Here is a 20,505-nt window from a genome sequence, read left to right on the forward strand (position 1 = left end):
GCATTCAGGTGTTGTGTGCACATGCCCCTCGGAGTCAATCGTGCCCCGCTATGCTCACTGCCGCGCAGCGAGTTGTGAGCAGTTGCGGCACGTCGCCGGTAACTGTCGTGAGGTCGCCGCCGCGCGAGGCGTCCGGGGTTCTGGAACCCGGTTGACCGTGCGCGGCACGTCGGCCTGGCGTGTACTGCGGTGATTGTTCGGTGTGTGCGAATCAACGGTCGCCCACCGCGTTTTCCGCCGCCTTTCCTGCGTACGTACGTGCATTCCCGTGTACGACGTCCTGTCCCTTCCCTTAATGCTCCGAGGCTGCCGATGGTTCGTGCTGATGCGTCACCCGGAAGGCCGGGGCCGGCCTCCACCGCAAGGTGGCCGCTGCCACCCGTGCTCCTGGCCATATGTGTGGCCGTGGCTGTTCCTCTGCTGCCTTCGGCGGCCCGTGCCCACGCCGTCTGGATCGGCGTCCTCGCGACCGCGGCCGTGGCCGCCGCGGACTTCAAGGCCGCGCGCCGGGGCCGCGCGATGGACGCGCTGCGCAAGCAGTACGCCGAGAGAGAGGCCGCCCTGCAGCGGCAGTTGGCCGAGCAGGAGGTCGAGACGGTACGGATGGCCAAGGAGATCCTGCCGGCGGCCATGGCGCGGCTTCAGCAGGGCATCTCGGTCGAGGACGTACTGCGCAGTACCGGCCGTCCCTCACGGGTGAGCCCCCGGTTCGAAGCCGCACACCACGCGGTGCTGCGCTATGTCCTGCAAGCCGTGGAGGCCGAGGAGGACCTCCGTGACGCCGCCCAGCGTGCCTTCGTCAACATCGCCCGGCGCGTCCAGGCCATCGTGCATCAACAGGCCCTGGAGCTACGGGAGATGGAGGACCGGCACGGCCAGGACCCGCAGGTCTTCGGCGACCTGCTGCACCTCGATCACCGGACCGCGCTGATCGGACGGCTGGCGGACAGCATCGCCGTCCTCGGCGGTGCCCGGCCGGGGCGTCAGTGGCAGAAGGACATCCCGCTGTTCAACGTGTTGCGCGGCGCCATGTCCCGGATCACCGACTACCAGCGCGTCGATCTGCACTCGGTGGCCGACGTCGGCGTTCTCGGCCGTGCGGCCGAGCCGCTGATCCATGCCGTGGCCGAACTGCTGGACAACGCCACCCGCTATTCACCACCACAGACCCGTGTCCATCTGACCGCGGCCGAGGTGCAGTCCGGCGTGGCCGTGGAGATCGAGGACGCCGGGCTCGGTCTGACCGACGAGGCCCGCATCCGCGCCGAGCGGGCCCTGGCGCAGCACTCCGCCGGCGGACTGGACCTGGACGACCTGGGGGAGTCCCCGCGACTCGGCCTGGCCGTGGTCGGCCGGCTGTCCCACACGAACCACTTCAAGGTCTCCCTGCGCGTCTCCGCGTACGGCGGCGTACGGGTGGTCCTGGTCGTACCGCCGGAACTGATCACCGTGACCCCGGTGCCCGGCGGGGCCTTGGCCAAGGCGCCGGTCCTGCCGCCACCCCGCCGCCCCAGCGGCCCGAAGCACCGGGCCGAAGCGGTCGCCGAGGAACCGGTGCCCGCCGACGGCCCCCGCACCGCCAACGGGCTCCCGCAGCGCAGGCGGCGCACCCGCGCCGTGATCCCGGCCGCCCGGCCACAGCAGACGACGCCGTCCGCCACCGCTCCCCGCCCTCCGGCGTCGGACGGCCACTCCGCACCGGCCGGGTTGTGGATGTCCGCATTCCTCGACGGTGGCCCGGAGGAGGACTCCGGCGCGTCCTCGGGGAGGGCCCGGCGCGGAGCCCCCGGCGTCCGAGCGATGCAGAGCCCGAGCAGTGACCGAGCCGGCAGATGAGCCAGCAGACAAGGATGAGTGAGCAAGTGGCGACAAAGCAGCGGCTCAACATGGACTGGATGCTGGAGGAGTTGGCGTCCAGCGTCCCGCAGACCCGTAATGTCGTGGTGCTGTCCTCGGACGGCTTGTGCATGGCGCAGTTCGGTACGGAGAACGACACCGCCGACCGCCTCGCCGCCGCCTGTGCCGGACTGCAGAGCCTGTCGGCGGCCATCGCCTCGGAATTCCCGCGGGGCGACGGCCGGATGAAACTCGTCGTCGTCGAGGTCGACGGCGGCTTCTTCTACCTGATGGCGGCCGGCGCGGGAGCCTATCTGGCGGTGCTCGCCGACGACGACGTGGACGCCGGCCTGATAGGGCAGCGGATGCGTGATCTGGTCGCCCGGATCGGTCAGCACCTCAGCAGCCCGCCGCGGGCGGACCGGCAGGCCCCATGAGCGATCCGGAGCAGGACCAGCACCGGGCCTGGGAAGAGGGCGGCCCCGAGCGGCTCTACGTCATCACGTCCGGCCGGCAGGTGCCCGAACGGCACTCCTCCCTGGACATGGTCACGCTGATCGTGAGCCGCAACGAACCCGGCCCGGGCATGCAGCCCGAACTCGCCGCCATCGTCCGTATATGTGGCTATCCGCTGTCCGTCGCCGAACTCTCCGCCTACCTCCATCTGCCGGTCTCCGTGATCACCGTACTGCTCACGGACCTCCTGGCGAGCGGACACGTCGAAGCCCGGGCGTCGGCGCTGACCCAGTCGCTGCCCGACGTCGAACTCTTGGAGGCGGTGATGCATGGACTACAGAATCTCTGAACCCGTCGTCGGCCCCCGGCGCGAGGACACCTTGCCGGCCTCGGTCACCACCGCGGTGAAAGTGGTGATCGTCGGCGGCTTCGGGGTCGGCAAGACCACCCTGGTCGGATCGGTCAGCGAGATCAGACCGCTCACCACCGAGGAGATCATGACGCAGGCCGGCGCCGGGGTCGACGACATCGCCGGTGTCGAGCGCAAGAACGAGACCACCGTGGCGATGGACTTCGGCCGGATCACCCTCAGCGACGAGCTGGTGCTCTACGTCTTCGGCACGCCGGGCCAGCAACGGTTCTGGTTCCTGTGGAACGGGCTCTTCGAAGGGGCCCTGGGCGCCGTGGTCCTCATCGACACCCGGCGGCTGGAGGACAGCTTCGACGTGATGGGCCGGCTGGAGGAACGCGGGGTGCCCTTCATCGTCGCCATCAACGCCTTCCCGGACGCCCCCACGTACCCGGCTTCCGAACTCCGGCAGGCCCTGGACATACCCGACGGGGTGCCGGTGATCGACTGTGATGCCCGCGAACGCGTCTCCAGCCGCGACGGCCTGCTGACCCTCATGCGCTATCTGCACGCCCTCACCACGACGAACCCGGAGCGACGGTGACCTCCTCTCCCCACGAACAGTCCCGCACCGCGTGGGCACCTACCCCGCCGCCGCAGTGCCCGGCCCACGACCGGTTCGGCGCCACGGACGGACTGGCGCGGCTCTTCGGCCCCGAGGCGGCCGAGGATCCCATGGGCCTGTACGAGCGGCTGCGCGCCCGGCACGGTTCCGTCGCGCCCGTCCTGCTCGACGGCGACCTGCCGGCCTGGCTCGTCCTCGGGTACCGCGAGATCCTGGAGGTCGCCGGTACCCCCGCCCGGTTCAGCCGCGACTCCCGCAACTGGCGCTGGTTCAGGGAAGGGCGGGTCCCGCCGGACTCCCCGCTGCTCCCGATGATCGCCTGGCAGCCGGTCTGCCTCTTCCTGGACGGCGAGGAGCGCAGCCGGCTGCGCCTGGCGGTCACCGACAGCCTGGAGCGCTTCAACCGTCGCGGGATCCGGCGGCACATCACCCGGTTCACGCACCAGTTGATCGACGGCTTCGCCGAGCGGGGGAGGCGGACCTGGCCGAGGAGTTCTGCGAACACCTGCCCATGCTCGTCCTGACGCAGCTGCTGGGCATGCCCGACGAGTACGGGCCGCGGCTGGTCGCGGCCAGCAGGGACATGGTGGCGGGCACCGGAACCTCGGTGGCCAGCAACGCGTTCATCGTGGAGACCCTCACCGATCTCGTACGGCGCAAGCGCGGGAGCCACGGCCACGACATCACGTCCTGGCTGATCGAACACTCCTCGGGGCTGACCGACGAGGAGGTGTGGAACCACCTGCGGGTCATCCTCATCGCCGCCAACGAGACCACGGTCAACCTCCTCAAGAGCACCCTGCGGATGGTGCTGACCGACCCCCGGTGCCACGCGTCGCTGGCCGGCGGGCAGATGACCTTGCCCGATGTGGTGGAACAGGTGCTGTGGAGCGAACCGCCGCTGATGACCGTCCCGGGCCGCTGGGCCGCCGTGGACACGGAGGTCGGCGGTCAGAAGATCGAGGCGGGGGACATGCTGCTGCTCAGCCTGGCCGCCGGGAACCACGACCCGGCCGTCCGGCCGGACCCTGCCGTCCCGCTGCTCGGGAACCGCTCGCATCTCGCCTTCAGCAGCGGCCCCCAGGAGTGCCCCGGACAGAACATCGGCCGCGCCATCGCCGACACCGGTATCGACACGCTGCTGGCGCGGCTCCCCGACGTACGGCTGCGCATCCCCGAGGAGCAGCTGCGGTGGAAGTCGGGCTGGATGACACGGCACCTGACCAGCCTCCCGGTGACGTTCACCGCGCCCCGGTCGCCGAGTTCCGCCGCGCCCGCCGGCCCGGCCCGTGCCCTCGCGGGGACCGAGCCCGATCACGGGAGTGGCCCGGTCGGCGGCGTACCGCCCGCCGCCGAGCCCGCTGTTCCGATGCCGTCGGTGGTGTCCCTGCCGGTTCCCGCTCGGCGGAGGCGTACGTCGTGGTGGTACGCGTTGAAGGCACGGCTGCGAGGATGATGCTCCCGGGGTAGGGGAGGGGACGCGCTGTTACCGCGTTCCGGTGGCCTGGAGCGGGGCCGGGCCACCGGTGACGCGTTCTTCGACGGCCCTCGCGATGCGGTCCAAGGCCTCTTCCATGACTCCCAGGGACGTGGCGTAGCTGATACGGACATTGCCCTCGGCGGCCGGGCCGAACCACTCCGGTGTACCGGGCACCACCGCCACCCGGGCGCGCGACAGGAGGAAATCGGCCATGGCCCGGCTGTTCATTCCGGTGGCGGACACATCAGGGAACAGGACGTACGTTCCTTCCGGGCGGCTGCACGTCATTCCCGGAATGGCGTTCAAACGGTCCACGCAATAGTCCCGCACCTTCTGCAGATGCTCCAGGAAGGCATCTTTCCAGGGCCAGCCGTGCCGCAGGGCGGCCAGGGCGCCGGCCTGGGTGAAGGGGGACATGCTGTACGTGGCGCCCAGACGCTGGAAAGTGAGCCGCAAAGCGTCGGCTTCCCGTCGGGTCGGGGTGATCACGAATCCCATCCGCAGGCCCGGTAACGCGAACGTTTTGGACAGGCCGGTCACCGTGTAGACGCGTGGGCCGTTCTCCGTGTCCAGGCTCGCCGGGCTGACGTGTGCGGCGGGCGGATACACGATCTCGTTCCACACCTCGTCGGACAGGATCGGTATGCGATGGGCACCCGCCGTCTCCGCCACTGCCCGGAGAACCGCCGCGGGGAAGACCGTGCCCAGCGGGTTGTGCGGATTGCACAGGCAGATCAAGGCGGTGCGCGGAGTGATCAGAGAGGCGAGCCGGTCCGGGTCCAGGCATCCCGTGCTCTTGTCCACCGGGCAGTGGACCGGCCGGGCCCCCGCGGCATCGACGGCTTGGCCGAACAGCAGGTCGACCGGGTCCAGCACGATGCACTCGTCCCCCTTTCCGCACAGCAGCCGCACCACGCCCCAGAGCGCGGCAGCGGTGCCCGGGGCCGGCACCACGCGGTCGGGGTGGTTGCCGATTCCGTAACGGGTCTCGGTCACGTCGGAGAAGACTTCCCGTAACTCACCGCTCTCCGTGGGCGACGCGTAAGGGAAGTACCCGTCGGCGACGGCCGACATGACGGCGTCCGTGACCACCGGGGGGCCGGGAAAGTCCGGCTCGGCTGCCGTCAGCGGGATGACGCCGGGCGGATGAGCACCCCAGCGCAGAGGTGACCGGCGGCGCAGCAGGCCCGGCCGGACCTGCGCGTCGTCGAACAGCGGACGGTACATGTCGGGCAGCGCCATGGCGCTCACCCCCGTTGGTATCGGGCCGGCGGATACCGGTCGTAGAGTTCGGGCGACCAGTACGTGGTCAGTCGGGGACGGCCGCGCTGCACACGCGCCGACGCGTACGTGTGGATGCCCCGGCCGGACGCGAGCGGACGCCGGGCCATGTGGTGCAGCAGCGACCGGTAGCGGCCGACGGGCAGGCCCATCCCCCGCATGACCGAGCTGACGCGGTCCCGGACGGTCCGGTCGCTCGCCGAGTGCAGCCACAGCGGGACGTACAGCGTCGCGGACACCGGCTGGTGTCCGCCGGCGGTCGTGAACGTCAGATTGCTGACGAGCGGCTGGGCCCGTACCTCAGTGTCGCTGCCGGTCAGTTGACGGCAGAAAGCACCCAGGAGCCCGGACTCGTGCTGAAGCGTAATTTCCATACGGGCGTCGAGTTCCGCCGGAGAAGCGTCGTAGTGGCGGAAGTACACTTTCACGCGGGAACTGGGGCCGTCGATCAGATCGAGACCGAAGTAGACGATTCTGTCGAGGTCGAACCCCCGGCCCGCGTATTCCGTGACCGCCGTCCAGGCCTTGGCGAATCCCAGGCGGTCCAGGGCCGCACGTGTCCGCTCGACGCCGGTCATACCGGCGTTGGCGTTCGGATTGAGGTAGACCTTGAATTCGGGCCCACCGTTCGGCGTGAGGGTGGCGGCGTGCATCATGGCGAAGCCGGTGGGGTTCTCGGCCGGCAGGAACAGGTCCGAAACCTCCGCCAACCGGTCACCGGCCGCGCCGAATTCCTGGGTCAGCCCGCGGGTGAGGGAGAGCGCGGCTTTCTGTGCGGACGACGAGTTCAGCCGGTCCGGCAAGGCCTCCACGAGCGCCCGGACCTGCAGCCCCTCCCGGGAAAAGGCCGCGGAGAACTCGATCGGTGATCCGTCGGCGCATACGTCGGAGTGCCAGCCGGGACGCGTTCCTATCCGCCTCGCGCCCCACGGCGACAGCATTGTCCGCAGCGCCCTCGTTCCCTGGTCGGCGTCCACGCCCGCGCTGCCCAGAAGACGTGTGGCGGTGGTGACCGCATAGTCCGAGAAGGTCGTGCTCGCAGAAACTCGGGGCGCCGACCGCGAAGACGACGCCGACCGTAGAGACGACATGGATGTACTCCCCTACCACTCGCCGGATCCCGCCGTACCGCACGCTTGCTCCGCCGGCCGATTGGCCAGGACCAATAAGGGAGGGCGCTCCTGACTACCCGTCCGACAAAAATCGACGGCCCGATCAGCCGCCCGTGTACCCCGGCACCTCTCTGCGCCCGGGGGCGGCGCCCGCATACCGCCCCGCACCTCCACAGGCCGTCGGCGTTAACCGGTGCCCGGAGTACTTTCACCATTAACTATCCTTCCGCCGGCCGCCACCGGCGCACAAGGGGCGTGCGCGGCGTCCGTCCCGCGATGGCGCACGCCTCCGACGGATGGATGCGCACGCCGGCGCTCAGGAGGCCGAACAGGCGGATGGGGGCGGGCAGCCGGCCGTCGGAAGGACGTCCGGCTGCCCGCCCGTGCCTCCCCGGGCCCGGCCGCCGAGGCCGTCGGCGCCGGGTTCAGCCGGGACCGGTGCGGCCTGCGAGGGCTTCCGCCCTGTGGCAGCCGTCAGGGCGGGCTGCCACAGGGCGGAAGCGAGCCAGTTCAAGGTGGAGCCGACCGCGATGTGCAGGGCGCTGGTGAGCGCGGAGTCGGGCAGGGCGGTCAGGAACGCGAAGAGGGGCAGCCCGGTCGCGTACACCCATGACGGGACCCGCGGAAACACCCGGGCCCGCACCGTCGCCGCCCCGAACAGCGCGCAGCCCATGGCGAAGGCGGCCGCGCAACCGATGAGCGCGGGCACCGTGGGGCCGGTCAGGGGCTTCTTGGCGACCGCATCGTCGAAGTGGAACAGCACGAGGTTCGAGGCGAACGCGGCGCCGCCGAACAGGCCGAGGCCGATGAGTTTGATGACGCAGGCCGTCTCTCCGAAGCGGCCGGTGACCGTGCTCTGACGCCGGCGCACCGCGGCCGGCAACGGCAGCGCTAGTGCGGGGGCCAGGGCGAGGAAGAAATCACACCACGCCTTGCCACGCGTCCGGGCCGAAGGAGCCCTTGATGTCGGAGGCGAGCGTGGCCGCATTCACCATGGTGTGGAGCTGGTAGACGATCGTCTTCTGCACTCCGCGCACCGCGAGGTGGACGGGGTTGTCCCCGGGGTGTGCCCCCATGATGCGCTTGAGTTCCTTGAGGGTGGGCTCGTTGATGCGGTGGTAGGGCAGGCTGAGCTGCACGGGTGTGGCTCCGGTACGTTCCGCCGAGGTGATGTCGAGTACGTTCAGCTCCTGCCCGAAGATACTGATCGTGCCGTCCCGGTCGTTGATGCGGCCCTGGACCGACACCACGCTGTCCTCGACCAGGGCGCCCACCACGAGCTGGTAGGTGGCCGGGAAGAACAGGACCTCGATGGTGCCGTCCCGGTCGGCCAGATTGACGATCGCCCAGGCGTTGCCCTGCTTGGTCGTCTTCGGCTGGACGCTGGTGATCAGTCCGGAAAGCCGCACCACGCCTTCGGTGCGGCCGGAAGCCACCAGTTCGGGAATGGTGGTGTCCCGGTTCGCGGAAAGGATGTGCTCGGTTCCGTCCAGCGGGTGCGCCGAGACATACATCCCGAGCATTTCCCGCTCGGTGGAGAGCAGCTGTTTCCGTGGCCATTCACTCTCGTCGATCTTCACGTCGAGGCCGAATCCGGATGCCTCGCCGTCTTCGGTGCCCCCGATCCCGGCGAACAGGTCGTCCTGTCCGTACGCGGCGGCCTTCTTCAGTGGCACGACCGCGTCGATGGCCGGTTCGTGCGCGGCGGTCAGGCCTTTGCGGGTGTGGCCGAGGGAGTCGAAGGCGCCGGCCTTGATGAGGGATTCGACCGCTCGCTTGTTGAGCGCGGGCAGCTCCGCCTTGTCGAGAAAATCGGCGAAGGAGGCGAATTTCCCCTTGGTCTTACGGGCCGCGATGATGGTTTCGATGACGTTGTCGCCGACATTGCGTACCGATCGGAGACCGAAGCGTACGTCGTCGCCGATGGCCGCGAACTCCGCGACGGACTCGTTGACGTCGGGTGGCATGACGGTGACGCCCAGCTTGCGCGCGTCGGCCAGGTAGATGCCCGCCTTGTCCTTGTCGTCTCCGACGGACGTCAGCAGCGCGGCCATGTATTCGGCCGGATAGTTCGCCTTGAGGTAGGCGGTCCAGTAGGAGACCAGACCGTACCCGGCGGTGTGGGACTTGTTGAACGCGTATCCGGAGAACGGGAGCATGACGTCCCAGATGGCCTTGACGGCCTCCTCGGAGTAGCCGTTCGTCCGCATGCCGGCGTGGAACTTCTCCCACTCCGCCGCCAGCACTTCCGGCTTTTTCTTGCCCATCGCGCGGCGCAGCATGTCGGCGCCGCCGAGGGTGTATCCGGCGAGGGTCCGGGCGATGGCCATGATCTGCTCCTGGAAGATGAGCAGATGGTGGGTGGAGCCCAGGATCGGGTCGAGGATCTCCTTCAGCTCAGGATGGATCGGGTCCGGATCCTGCTTGCCGTTCTGCCGCAGCGCGTAGTTGGTGTGCGCGTTGGCGGCCATGGGGCCGGGCCGGTACAGGGCGAGGGCCGCCGCGATGTCCTCGAATCGCGAGGGTTCCATCAGTTTCAGCAGGGCGCGCATGCCGCCGCCGTCGAGCTGGAAGACGCCGAAGGTGTCGCCGCGGCCGAGCAGTTCGAAGGTCTTCTCGTCGTCGAGGGGGATGACGACCTTCTCGGGATCGCCGTCCATCGGGTCGACGGTGGCCAGCTTGGTGCCGCGGTTCTCCCGGATGTTCTGCAGGGCGTGGTCGATGACACCCAGGTTGCGCAGCCCCAGGAAGTCCATCTTGACCAGGCCCATGGCCTCGCAGGACGGGTAGTCGAAGCCGGTGATCTTCACGCCGTCCGCGGCGCGCATGTGCAGCGGGATACGGTCCGTCAGCTTGGTCTTGGAGAGAATCACCGCGGCCGCGTGCACGCCGGTGCCGCGCGTCAGGCCCTCGACGCCCTTGGCCGTGTCGATGACCTTCTTGACGTCCGGCTCGTTCTCGTACATCTGCCGGATTTCGCCGGCCTCGCCGTACCGCGGGTGCCCGGGGTCGAAGATGCCGTCCAAGGGAATGGACTTTCCCATGATGTCCGGGGGCAGCGCTTTGGTGATCCGTTCGCCGTGGCTGAACGGGTAGCCGAGGATGCGCGAGGAGTCCTTGATCGCGTTCTTGGCCTTGATCTTGCCGAACGTGTTCACCATGGCGGTGTACGCGTCGCCGTACTTCTCGGTGACGTAGCGCACCATCTTGTCGCGCTGCCGGTCGTCGAAGTCGAGGTCGACGTCGGGCGGGTTGATGCGCTCGGGGTTCAGAAAACGTTCGAACAGCAGGCCGTGCTCCAGAGGGCACAGCTCGGTGATACGGGTGGCATAGGCGACGATGGAACCGGTGGCCGAACCGCGACCCGGGCCGACCGGAACACCGTTGTCGCGCGCGTATTTGCAGATGTCCGCGACCACGAGGAAGTAGCTGGAGAAGCCCATGGGGCCGATGACCGTCATCTCGGTCTCGAAGCGCTCCATGACCTCGGCGGGGACGGGGTCGCCGTAGCGCGTGGTGAGGCCCTTCAATACTTCCCTGCGCAGCCACGACTCCTGGGTTTCCCCTCGGGCACGTCGGGGTATTGCGGCATCTCGTCGACGTAGTCGAAGACCTCGTTGTACGACTCGATGCGTTCCGCGATCAACAGGGTGTTGTCGCACGCCGCGGGAAGTTCGGAGAACAGGGCGCGCATCTCCTGCGCGGTCTTCAGGTAATAGCCGCCGCCCTGGAACCTGAAGCGTTTCTCGTCGGCCTTGTTCTTTCCGACGCCGATGCACAGCAGATTGTCGTGCGCGTCCGCCTGGTCCTCGTGGATGTAGTGCGCGTCGTTGGTGGCCAGCAGGGGGATGCTCAGGTCCTCGGCCAGACGCAGCAGCCCGCCCCGGACGTCCCGTTCGATGGACAGGCCATGGTCCATCAGCTCCAGGAAGTAGTTCTCGCGGCCGAAGATGTCCTGGTAGGCGGCGGCGACCTCGCGGGCCTCGGCGTACTGGTTCAGCCGCAGCCGGGTCTGGATCGCGCCGGAGGGGCAGCCGGTCGTCGCGATGATGCCCTCGGCGTGCTCGCCGATCAGCTCCATGTCCATGCGGGGTTTGCCGGCCGGGAATTGCCCGCTGTAACTGGCCTCGGTGGACAGGTAGAAGAGATTGCGCAGCCCCTGGACGTTCCGGGCCCACATCGTCATATGGGTGAACCGGCCGCCGCCGGAGACGTCTTTCGAGCCCTCACCGTCGTCCGACATGGCGCGCTGTCCGCCCGGGCCCCAGAATTCCTGTTTCCGATGGCGACGGGAGGAAGGGGCGACATAGGCCTCGATGCCGATGATCGGTTTGACGTCGTCGAAGCCTTTGGACACCTGGTGGAACTCGTAGGCACCGAACATGTTGCCGTGATCGCTCATCGCGACGGCGGGCATCGACTGGCGTGCGACTTCGGCGAACATGGGTTTGAGTTTCTGTGCGCCGTCAAGCATGGAATATTCGGTGTGATTGTGCAGGTGAACAAAGCTGTCGGGCACCGTCCGGGCACCTCCACGAGACGAAAGAGAGCCCCAACCCTAGCCGCGCCCGGCGTTCGAGAAATCGTTACTGCATGCCTCGGTGAAGATCTTTTACCGAGGCGAATTGGTGACCTGCGGGATCGCCGGAGAAAGGTCTTCCAGGACGGCGTGGCGCCGTTCCGTCAGCACCATGCGCCTCAGGACGGCACCGATTTCACCGCCCGGGCGCTCGCTGTTCCGGGGTTGCCTCGTAGAGGCAGGATTCCTTGCACCAGAAACGAACGTGCGTATGTGCCCAGGGGTGCGCGCCGAGCCTCACGCCGGCCCGTGGGGCGGGGGATCACCCCCGCACACGCGGGGACCACGGCGATCAGTAGCGCTGCGATCAGAAGCCACAAGGACCACCCCCGCACACGCGGGAACCACAGGGCGTGACCAGCGGTGTTGTCAGGCGAGGAGGCGGTTTTTCTTGGCTTTCGGTGATTCCGGCAAGTCTGGCAAATGGGCGCATAACTACTGGCTGCTCTGCCCCGGGAGGATCCATGCTGGCGTCGGAGTTGCGTTGTTGTGCACCTTGGTTTACCTGCTGGATCCCGAGAGCCCGCCCATCAACACCTTCTACCTCGCCACCAGGGACGGCGGCCTGTGCCCCCCGACCTGGCCCTGCTCCACGGCCATCTTCTGATGAAGGCCGGACGGGGGTAGCCGGCACCGGCCCGCCCGGCTCTCGCCGCAGGCGGCAGCCCGGACGGGACGCGTGGCCGAGGCGCGTCCCGTCCCGGGCGGCACACGCTCAGGGGGCGTCGTCCTCCCGGTCGTGGTGGATGGTGCCGTCCTCGTCCATACGGGGATGCATGCGCTCCGGATCATGGCTGTTGGTGTCGGACGGGCGTGCCCCTTCCGGCCCGTCCGGGCCCCAGCGCAGCAGCCGCCGGGCACGGCAGATCCGGTGGACGGTGCCCCGGGCCTCGACCTGGTTGACGTGTTCGGCCCGGAGCCGGTCGGCGGCCCGGACGTACTCGGCCAGGTCGCCGGCGGCAGGGTCGGTGCCCTCGGCAGCCACCGTACGGGCGTCGGCGCTCATGTTGCCGGCTTCCCAAGGGATGAGCCCTTTCAGGCGCGGCTGCAGCCACGTCAGGGCGAAGTCCAGCGACCTGCGGGCCGCGTGCGCGCTGGCGTGCAGGCCACTGCTCGACTCCCACCCCGGGTCGTTCTTCTCCACGACCCGGAAGGCCGTGGGCAGCAGCATCACGTCGGGATGGGTCTCCAGTGCCTTGCGGGAGTCACCCCGCACGTCCTCGGGGAACCGGGCGCCGCTGTACGCCAGGCCGCGCAGCATCAGGCGTTCCGCGGCCTGGGTGGGTGTGACCGGCGCCTCCGGGTCCAGCACCAGTCCGCCGTCGATCGGGTCCCTGGCACTGCGGCTCCAGTCGGGAACGGTGGGCTCGGGGTCGGTCGGGCGGGGCTGCTCGATGCCGTCCGGCCCCGTCCCCGCGTACTCCTCCGCGCGGACGATCCGATAGCGGGTCGTGAGGACGGTGAGTTCGTCGACGCATTCACTCTCCAGCCGGGCGACCGCCGCCAGCAGGGCCCGCCGCTCCTCCCGGTCCCGGGCTTCGTCCTTCGCCCGGTGCCACAGCAACGAGTTGAGGCTGTCCCGGGCCTGCTGCGGGCAGCCGGCGTCCACCGCGACGACCACCCGCCACCGCGGTGCCTGCCCGGCGTCCTGCGCGACCACCCCGAACAGGGGGCCCCGCACCAGTATCGCCGCGGTCTCCAGCTTGGCGTCGAGCGCGTCGGCCTCCATGACCGCCTCCACCGGACCCTCCGGATGCCGCACCACGATCGGCCACATCCGGCCCCGACTCACGTCCTCATGACCCATGCCCTCATCCTGTCGACCACGGCGGCAGCCCGGCAGGGTTTTCCTGATTCCCGCCCGTCGTCCTGCGGCGCGAACTTTCGTCCGTACCCGATCACGCTGGGGTGATCTCGACCGGCAGCGTCTTCAGGCCGTGGACGAAGTTGGAGCGGACGTACCGGGGCCGGGCGGTGAGGCGGATGTCGGACAGGCGGGGCAGGAGTTCCTCGAACATGACACGCAGCTCCAGGCGGGCCAGTGAGCTGCCCAGACAGAAGTGCGGGCCGCCCTTGCCGAAGGTGAGGTGGTCGTTGGCGGTGCGGGTGACGTCGAAACGGTACGGGGCGTCGAAGACCGTCTCGTCGCGGTTGCCCGAGGCGAACCAGAGAACCACCTTCTCGCCTTCCGCTATCCGCCGGCCGCCCAGCTCGGTGTCGCGTGTGGCGGTGCGTCGGAAGTGGTGGACGGGGGAGGACCAGCGCAGGAACTCCTCGACGGCGCCTGGCAACAAGGCCGGGTCCTGGCGTAGTTTCTCGCGCTGTTCCGGATGGTTGATCAGGGCGAGCATGGTGTGCGCGATGGCGTGCCGGGTGGTCTCGTTGCCCGCGACGACCAGCAGCAGGAAGTAGTTGTCGAAGTCGCGCGCGGACAGAGGCACCCCGTCCGACGGCGACTGGTTGACGAGCCGGCTCACCAGGTCGTCACCACCGGTGCCCCGGCGCCGCGCCGCCAGCTCCCTCCCGTACGCGAAGACCTCCAGCGCGGCGGGGCTGCGGAAGGGCAGATCGCGGTAGCGCTCGCTCTCCGCGGTGCCGAGCAGTACGTCCGCGTAGTCCGGGTCGGTGTTGCCGATGATGCGGTTGCCCCAGTCGATCAGCCGTCGGGTGTCGTGCTCGGGGACGTCGAGCATGCGGGCGAGGACGTTGATGGGAAAGTCGGCCGCGACCTCCTGGACGAAGTCGAAACGGCCCTTGGCGAGCGCCGCGTCGAGCGTCCGCGCGGTCAGCCCGCGCAGGAACACCTCGTACGTGGCGACGGCCCGCGGAGTGAACTGCTGCTGCAACAGCCTGCGCATGGCCCGGTGGCGCGGTCCGTCGGTCTCCAGGAGGGAGCGGCGGGCCTCGCGGTGCTGCTCGTCGACCTCTTCGAGGTTGGTGAACCGGGTGGAGGTGAACGTCTCGGGGTCGCGGCCGGCGCGCACGATGTCGGCGTGCCGGGTGACGGCCCAGAAGCCGCTGCCGGGCGCGGCCTCCGGCTGCCAGTGGACGGGGTCCTCGCGACGCAGCGCGTCGAACATCCGCCAGCACAGGTCGCCGTCGGTGAAGTTGTCGTGGTCGGTGAGGTCGACTGCGTCCAGGGGCAGCGGGTGGGGGGCGGATTCGGATGCGGACTCGGAAGTGGATTCGGGTGCGAACTCGGGTGTGAATTCGGGTTTGGGTGTGGGTTCGGGTGCCGGGGAAGCGGTGGACGCAGTCGAGGAGGTGGTCATGGGAGCTGTCCTTGCGAAGAAGGCGAGGAGAAGGGCACGGGAAGGAACCCGGTGCGGGCGGGCGCCGTTACAGGAGAAAGGCGTATTCCTTGAACTCCCAGTCGGTGACGTACTGCTGGAAGCGCTCGACCTCATTGCGCTTGTACGTGAGGAAGGAGTGGGTGAAGTCGGCACCCAGCATCTCGGTCAGTTCCGTGTCGCCCTCCAACGCGTCCAGCGCCTCGGCGAGCGTGCCCGGCAACCGCGCCGCGGTGTCTTCCCGGTAGCCGTAGCCTTCCAGCGGCTCCGGTGGCTCACGCTTCTCCCGCAGGCCGAGTCCCACGGCGGCGATCGCGCCCGCGACGGCCAGGTAGGGGTTGGCCGTGGCGTCGCCGAGGCGCAGCTCCAGGCGGGTTCCGCCGCCGCGCTCGGGCGGTATGCGCACCATCGCGCTGCGGTTGTCCAGTCCCCAGTCGATCAGCCACGGGGCGAGGCTGTGCGGGCCGAAGCGCTTGTAGGAGTTGACGGTCGGGTTCAGCAGTGCGGTGAGCGCCGGCGCGTGGGCGAGGACGCCGGCGGTCGCGTGCCGCGCGGCGGTGGACAGGCCGTGCGGGTCGCTCTCGTCGCGGCCTTCGAAGACGTTGCGCCCGTCCGCGTCCGCCATCGACAGGTGCAGGTGGAAGCCGGAGCCGCCCTCCTCGTTGAAGGGCCTGGCCATGAAGGTGGCCAGCCGTCCTTCCGTGCGGGCGATCTCCTTGACGGCCGTCTTGAAGCGGAACGCGCGGTCGGCGGCGTCGAGCGCCGCCGAATGGTCGAGGTTGATCTCGAACTGACCGCTGCCGAACTCGCGGTTCCCGGCCGTCGCGCCGATCTCCAGTTCCTTCAAGTACCGCAGCGTGCGCAGCAGATGGCCGTCGGGGTCGCCGCGCAGTCCCGCGCTGTAGACGTTGCCCGGTGCCCGCCCGTAGGGCGACCAGCCGGTGACGGTGCTCTCGTCCCGTTCGCACAGGTAGTACTCCAGCTCGGGGCCGACCACCGGGTGCAGTTCCGTGCCGATCCGGTTCAGTACGCGGCGCAGCAGGTCGCGCGGGGATTCGGCGGCCGGGCGTCCGGTCGCCGGGTCCAGGGCCTCGCCCAGGCACCAGGCGACGCCGGGCTCCCAGGGGAGTCTGTGCAGGGTGTCCAGGTCGGGCCGGACCGTGATGTCCGGCATCCCCGCCGACAGGCCCCCGGCATGGGAACGGTGTCACTCTGCGGGCTGGTGTGGTAGACCGCGCGGCAGAACGCCAGGCCGTGGTGCGCGGCGGCCGGCAGGTGACTGACGAGGATGTCGCGGGCGCGGTCGGCGCCGAGCAGGTCGGGGTAGACGACGCGTACCACGTCGATGTCCTGCGCTCGCAGCGCCGCGACGGCCTGCCGGGCCTGGTCGCTGAGTGCCGGGCTCTGTTCGCTCACCCTGTCCAGCCTTCCTGCGGGGACTGTGCTCGGGCTCACTCGGGATGTCGTTTGGGGTCGAACCATATGGAGAGGGGTGGGGGCGCGCAAGAGGGCGTGGGGGATCGGTGGCCCGTCCGGCGCGCTCGTGACAACCCGGGGGTGAAGGCATACCGTACGGGCCCAAATGACATGCAGGGCGACCCGAGGAGCCGCTGTGCCAACTGAGCCCACTACATCGGCCGCGTCGGCCGCACCGACCGTCCGGGGCTTCTTCCCACCCAGGACCGCCACGGGCCGGGCCGCACTGATCCCGCCCCCGCCCTGGTACTACTCGGGCGACCTGCTCACGGTCGAGTACCGCACCGATCCCGCGCGGGTCCGCGAACTCCTCCCCGAGCCGCTCGTTCCCGCGGACGAGGACCCGGGTGCCGTCGCGCTGATCTGGGCGGACTGGCAGTCCTGCGGCGCGGGCGAGGAGGAACTGCTCGACCCGGTGCGCAGCCAGTACAAGGAGTGCTTCGCGGTCGTACGCTGCGGCTACCGCGGCCGTACGTACTCGCGCTGCGTCCACATCTGGGTCGACAAGGACTTCGCCCTCGCCCGCGGGATCCACCAGGGTTACCCGAAGAAGCTCGGCTCCATCCACATGACCAGGCCGCACCCGTACGGCCCCGCTCCCCGCATCGAGCCCGGCGCCGTCTTCGGCGCGACGCTCGCGGCGGGGGACCGGCGGCTGGCCCAGGTGGTCGCCACACTGCGCGAGCCGTCGGCGACGGGCGGCTTCGTGAACGGCCATCCGATGGCGCACCACCGCGTGCTGCCCTCGATCGACGGGACGGGGCTCGCCCTGGACGAGCTGGTCGAGAGCGGAGCCGCTTCCTTCGAGGGAGGCCAGGCTTGGGCGGCGGACGCGGAGCTGGAGCTGTTCGCGTCGCCCACGGAGGAGCTGGCGGCCCTCGCCGTCGCGGAGCCGATCGGGGCTTACTACCGGCAGGTGGGGGTGTGCTGGAACGGCGGGACCGTGCTGGAGCGGGGCGCGAGCGCGTAGCGGTACGCGCCCGGGCTCGCGCCGTCAGAGCGATGTCAGCGATGTCCGCGGTCAGGAAGGTCCGCGGTCAGGAAGGACCGTGGTACTGGGTCACCGCGGTGTCACGTCGAAGTCGAACGGCACCCGCCCCGCGTCGACCGAGGTCAGCCCGCCGTCCACGGTCAGCGTCGCCCCGTTGACGTACGACGCCCCTGGCCCGAGGAGCCACAGCACGGCGTTCGCGACCTCGTCGGCCGCCGCCGCGCGCCGCTGCGGCACCAGCGCCGTGGCCTTCGCGTACGCCGCGTCCAGGGAAAGCCCGCCGGCGAACTCCCGCATCTCCTCGTCGGCCATCTCCGTGCGCGTCCAGCCGGGGCACACCGTGTTGGCACGTACTCCGTACGGCCCGAACTCCGCGGCGATGACGCTCGTCAGCATGCCGGCCCCCGCCTTGGACGCGGCGTACGCGCCCGCGCCCGCGGCGGCGCGCAGCCCGGCGACGGAGCCCACGGTGACGAACGCGCCCCGCGCGGCCGCCAGGTGGGGAAGGGCCGCGCGGGCGAGCAGGAAGACGGAGGTGAGGTTGGTGCGCAGCGTGACGTCCCAGTCCTCGTCGCTGAGTTCCAGCAGGCCGCCAGGGCGTATCGTTCCGGCGTTGGCGACCACGCCGTCCAGGCGGCCGTGGTCCCGCACCACGGCCGCGACCAGTTCCTCGACCTCGCCGCGTACGGTCAGGTCGGCGACGTAAGGTGTCGCGCCGCACGCGTCCGCGACCTCGCGCAGCGCATCGGCGCGCCGGGCGCACACGGCGACGCGGGCGCCTCCGTCCGTACCGCGCGCGGCGACGGCCGCGCCGATCCCACTGCTGGCCCCGGCCACGAGCAGGACGGGCCGGTCTGGGGGATCGGACTGGTCGGGGTGGTCGGACTGGTCGGACTGACCGGGTCGGGTGGTCTGATCGTTCTGGGCTGGCTCGGCAGGCCGGGGCATGCGGAACTCCCTTTCGCTGGGCGGCGGTGCGACGGTGTGCTGAGTACGGCGGAGCAAGCGGACTCTGGGGCGCTGACGGGATGTCGTAGGAACGCGTCGTGCGGGGTCATGTCTTGCGTGTACTGCGCGGCAGTCGGCTTGGCGAGGGGCGCAGGACCACTGACCGCCCCGTCCTGGGAGGAGACAGGAGGTGTCGGATTGAAACACGCCTCTGCTGTCACGCCTTCGGCCGACCGGCTCACCGGTCCCTTGTGCCTCCAGCCAACGAACTGCCAAACCCAAACAAGGAGCGGTGAGACAGGACCAAACGCTCAGTCAGGTGACCCGCGCGGCCACCAGGGTCTCGAAGGTATAGGGACGCAGCCCATCGGTACGGCCGGCGAAGTACCGCTGCTGGAGGTCTGCACGTGCGGGATGATCCACGACCTTCAGCCCGCACTGGCTGATCAGCCTCTCGATCTCGTTTACCGGCCAGCCGGGCTGAAGAGGCTCGCCGGCAGCAGCCGCGATCGGCGAGTAGATCCGGGCGAATTCCGTCCCCACTTCGTCCAGCACACTGTCCTCGGCCCGGTAGGAGAACACGACCTCAGACCCGGGAGCAGCCGCCGCGATCGTGCGCAACGTCGACTCGATCGCCTGCGCCGTCAGATAGGGAGCGACACCCGTCCAGCAGAACATCGCCGGCTGCGCCCGGTCGAACCCGGCCGCGCCCAGAACATCCTGAACCGGTTCGGCCTCGAAATCGACCGGCACGAACACCTGCGAGTCACTGAGCGGCAGGCCGAGCACCCTGACCCGCTCGAGCTTCCATGCCTGGGAAGCAGGATGATCAACCTCGAACACCGTCAGCGAGCCGAGCAGATCCGGCTGCCGCCACGCGAACGAGTCAAGCCCCGCGCCAAGAATCACGTACTGCGTGAAGGCGCCGGCTGCCAGCCGATCCTCGGCGTACCGGCTGCGGGTGCAGACAGCCGTGCGGGACTCGCGACGGACCGGGCCGGGGAACAGCGGATCGAACCGGTCTCGCAGCTCCCGCCATACCGGGCCGACAAGCACCAGGGCCAGCACATCGTCCAGTACCCACGGCGACGCCGTCTCCAGGCGAAATAATCCACGCGACACGGCCGCAAACATCGCCGTCCTGCTCGGCGCGCTCTCCATGCATTCCTCCTCGCCGGCCAGAACCCACGCACGCCCACTCCGCGCACTTCACAGGATGCGCCCGAAGCGCCCTGACGGCCACAGCCAAATCGCCTGCCGCCACGATCTGCTCGCCATCGAGATCCTTGAACTTTCGATTCAGGTTCTAAGAGAGCTCCGTAAGTAGCCGTCTCCGGAACATCACTTCCGGGTGAGGGCGGATGGGCCAGGACGGGGCGGGTTATCGTTTGAGTCCGTAAGGGTCGCGAACGGCAACGGTCTTACGGGGGCGCACGGAACTCGGCAGGGGACTGCCGGCAACGGCGAGAGACGCGGGAGAACACGACGTGACGGAGCACCGTTCCATCCGGGAGACCGAGAAAGCCGTACAGGCCAAGCTGGGCGACACGCCGATCCGGCACGTACAGATGGTCGCAGTGGCGAACATCTACCGCGCCGCCGCGGCCGTGCGGCAGCACTTCGAGAACTCCGTGCTGCGGGGTGCCGAGTTGTCCTGGACCTCGTTCGTCGTGCTGTGGGTCGTATGGATCTGGGGCGAGACGGAGACCCGCCACGTGGCGGCGGAGGCCGGCATCTCCAAGGGCACCTTGACGGGGGTGTGCCGCACGCTTCAGAGCCGTGGCCTCCTCGAACGCAACAGTCACCCCTCCGACGGGCGCCTGGTGCTGCTGCGGCTGACGGACCAGGGTGAGCAGCTGATGGCCGAGGTCTTCCCCGCCTTCAACGCGGAGGAGGTCTTCGTCTCCGAGCGGCTGACCGACGAGGAGTGCACGACACTGGCCGACCTGCTGCGGAAGATCGTGGTGCAGACGGAGGAGAACGGGGAGGAGCGGCGGCTCGCCCTCCTCGACGGGGCCGACCCCCGCCCGCGACGCAGCGGACGCCGCCCTTCCCGGAGGTGAGCCGCCCCTCAGGGGCCGG

The 20,505-nt window shown here is 69.5% G+C and carries 13 protein-coding genes and 3 pseudogenes; 7 read left to right on the top strand and 9 right to left on the bottom strand.

The genetic code is table 11. From position 1 onward, the window contains the following. Positions 1 to 312 precede the first annotated feature (312 nt). The 5 genes and pseudogenes from ACEXOX_RS43180 to ACEXOX_RS43200 all read left to right on the top strand — a co-directional run bounded on the left by ACEXOX_RS43180 (position 313) and on the right by ACEXOX_RS43200 (position 4,722). Positions 313 to 1,836, top strand: coding sequence for an ATP-binding protein (locus ACEXOX_RS43180; RefSeq protein ID WP_406526067.1), 1,524 nt, complete (start codon positions 313 to 315; stop codon positions 1,834 to 1,836). A 50-nt stretch (positions 1,837 to 1,886) separates the two neighbouring features. After that, positions 1,887 to 2,273 carry a roadblock/LC7 domain-containing protein gene (locus ACEXOX_RS43185; RefSeq protein WP_406526672.1) on the top strand — a complete coding sequence of 129 codons (387 nt, stop codon included), beginning with the start codon at positions 1,887 to 1,889 and terminating at the stop codon, positions 2,271 to 2,273. Continuing rightward, positions 2,270 to 2,641 carry a DUF742 domain-containing protein gene (locus ACEXOX_RS43190; protein WP_030019751.1) on the top strand — a complete coding sequence of 124 codons (372 nt, stop codon included), beginning with the start codon at positions 2,270 to 2,272 and terminating at the stop codon, positions 2,639 to 2,641. Before ACEXOX_RS43185 ends, ACEXOX_RS43190 begins: the two co-directional genes overlap by 4 nt. After that, complete coding sequence (locus ACEXOX_RS43195; RefSeq protein WP_030019750.1) at positions 2,622 to 3,245, top strand: ATP/GTP-binding protein; 624 nt, start codon at positions 2,622 to 2,624, stop codon at positions 3,243 to 3,245. Before ACEXOX_RS43190 ends, ACEXOX_RS43195 begins: the two co-directional genes overlap by 20 nt. Further along, positions 3,242 to 4,722 (top strand): annotated as a pseudogene (locus tag ACEXOX_RS43200) (cytochrome P450). Before ACEXOX_RS43195 ends, ACEXOX_RS43200 begins: the two are co-directional and overlap by 4 nt. Positions 4,723 to 4,752: 30 nt before the next feature. Here ACEXOX_RS43200 and ACEXOX_RS43205 read toward each other — a convergent pair. The 7 genes and pseudogenes from ACEXOX_RS43205 to ACEXOX_RS43235 all read right to left on the bottom strand — a co-directional run bounded on the left by ACEXOX_RS43205 (position 4,753) and on the right by ACEXOX_RS43235 (position 16,370). After that, positions 4,753 to 5,988 carry a pyridoxal phosphate-dependent aminotransferase gene (locus ACEXOX_RS43205; RefSeq protein WP_406526068.1) on the bottom strand — a complete coding sequence of 412 codons (1,236 nt, stop codon included), beginning with the start codon at positions 5,986 to 5,988 and terminating at the stop codon, positions 4,753 to 4,755. Between the two features lie 5 nt (positions 5,989 to 5,993). Beyond that, a complete protein-coding gene (locus ACEXOX_RS43210; RefSeq protein ID WP_406526069.1) occupies positions 5,994 to 7,118 on the bottom strand; it encodes a tryptophan dimethylallyltransferase family protein in 1,125 nt (374 codons plus the stop codon). 337 nt (positions 7,119 to 7,455) lie between these two features. Then, entirely contained in the window at positions 7,456 to 8,010 is a 555-nt protein-coding gene (locus ACEXOX_RS43215) for a hypothetical protein (protein WP_406526070.1), read from the bottom strand. Between the two features lie 49 nt (positions 8,011 to 8,059). Further along, positions 8,060 to 11,658 (bottom strand): annotated as a pseudogene (gene dnaE, locus ACEXOX_RS43220) (DNA polymerase III subunit alpha). A gap of 775 nt (positions 11,659 to 12,433) precedes the next feature. Next, complete coding sequence (locus tag ACEXOX_RS43225) at positions 12,434 to 13,525, bottom strand: DUF5954 family protein (RefSeq protein ID WP_406526071.1); 1,092 nt, start codon at positions 13,523 to 13,525, stop codon at positions 12,434 to 12,436. 91 nt (positions 13,526 to 13,616) lie between these two features. After that, entirely contained in the window at positions 13,617 to 14,990 is a 1,374-nt protein-coding gene (locus ACEXOX_RS43230; RefSeq protein WP_406526072.1) for a cytochrome P450, read from the bottom strand. A gap of 67 nt (positions 14,991 to 15,057) precedes the next feature. Next, positions 15,058 to 16,370, bottom strand: a pseudogene (locus tag ACEXOX_RS43235) (glutamine synthetase family protein). 250 nt (positions 16,371 to 16,620) lie between these two features. Here ACEXOX_RS43235 and ACEXOX_RS43240 point away from each other — a divergent pair. Further along, positions 16,621 to 17,454 carry an acetoacetate decarboxylase family protein gene (locus ACEXOX_RS43240; protein ID WP_406526073.1) on the top strand — a complete coding sequence of 278 codons (834 nt, stop codon included), beginning with the start codon at positions 16,621 to 16,623 and terminating at the stop codon, positions 17,452 to 17,454. A gap of 90 nt (positions 17,455 to 17,544) precedes the next feature. On the opposite strand, the gene ACEXOX_RS43245 is transcribed toward ACEXOX_RS43240, so the two are convergent. Both ACEXOX_RS43245 and ACEXOX_RS43250 read right to left on the bottom strand, forming a co-directional pair. Next, positions 17,545 to 18,423 (bottom strand): SDR family NAD(P)-dependent oxidoreductase, encoded by an 879-nt coding sequence (locus ACEXOX_RS43245; protein ID WP_406526074.1) that lies wholly within the window; start codon positions 18,421 to 18,423, stop codon positions 17,545 to 17,547. Positions 18,424 to 18,738: 315 nt separating this feature from the next. Next, positions 18,739 to 19,584 carry a class I SAM-dependent methyltransferase gene (locus ACEXOX_RS43250; RefSeq protein ID WP_406526075.1) on the bottom strand — a complete coding sequence of 282 codons (846 nt, stop codon included), beginning with the start codon at positions 19,582 to 19,584 and terminating at the stop codon, positions 18,739 to 18,741. 326 nt (positions 19,585 to 19,910) lie between these two features. On the opposite strand from ACEXOX_RS43250, the gene ACEXOX_RS43255 reads away from it, so the two are divergent. After that, entirely contained in the window at positions 19,911 to 20,486 is a 576-nt protein-coding gene (locus tag ACEXOX_RS43255; protein WP_406526076.1) for a MarR family winged helix-turn-helix transcriptional regulator, read from the top strand. Positions 20,487 to 20,505: the final 19 nt, after the last annotated feature.

This window comes from Streptomyces sp. Ac-502 (assembly GCF_045222935.1).
Taxonomy (GTDB): Bacteria; Actinomycetota; Actinomycetes; order Streptomycetales; family Streptomycetaceae; genus Streptomyces; species Streptomyces monomycini.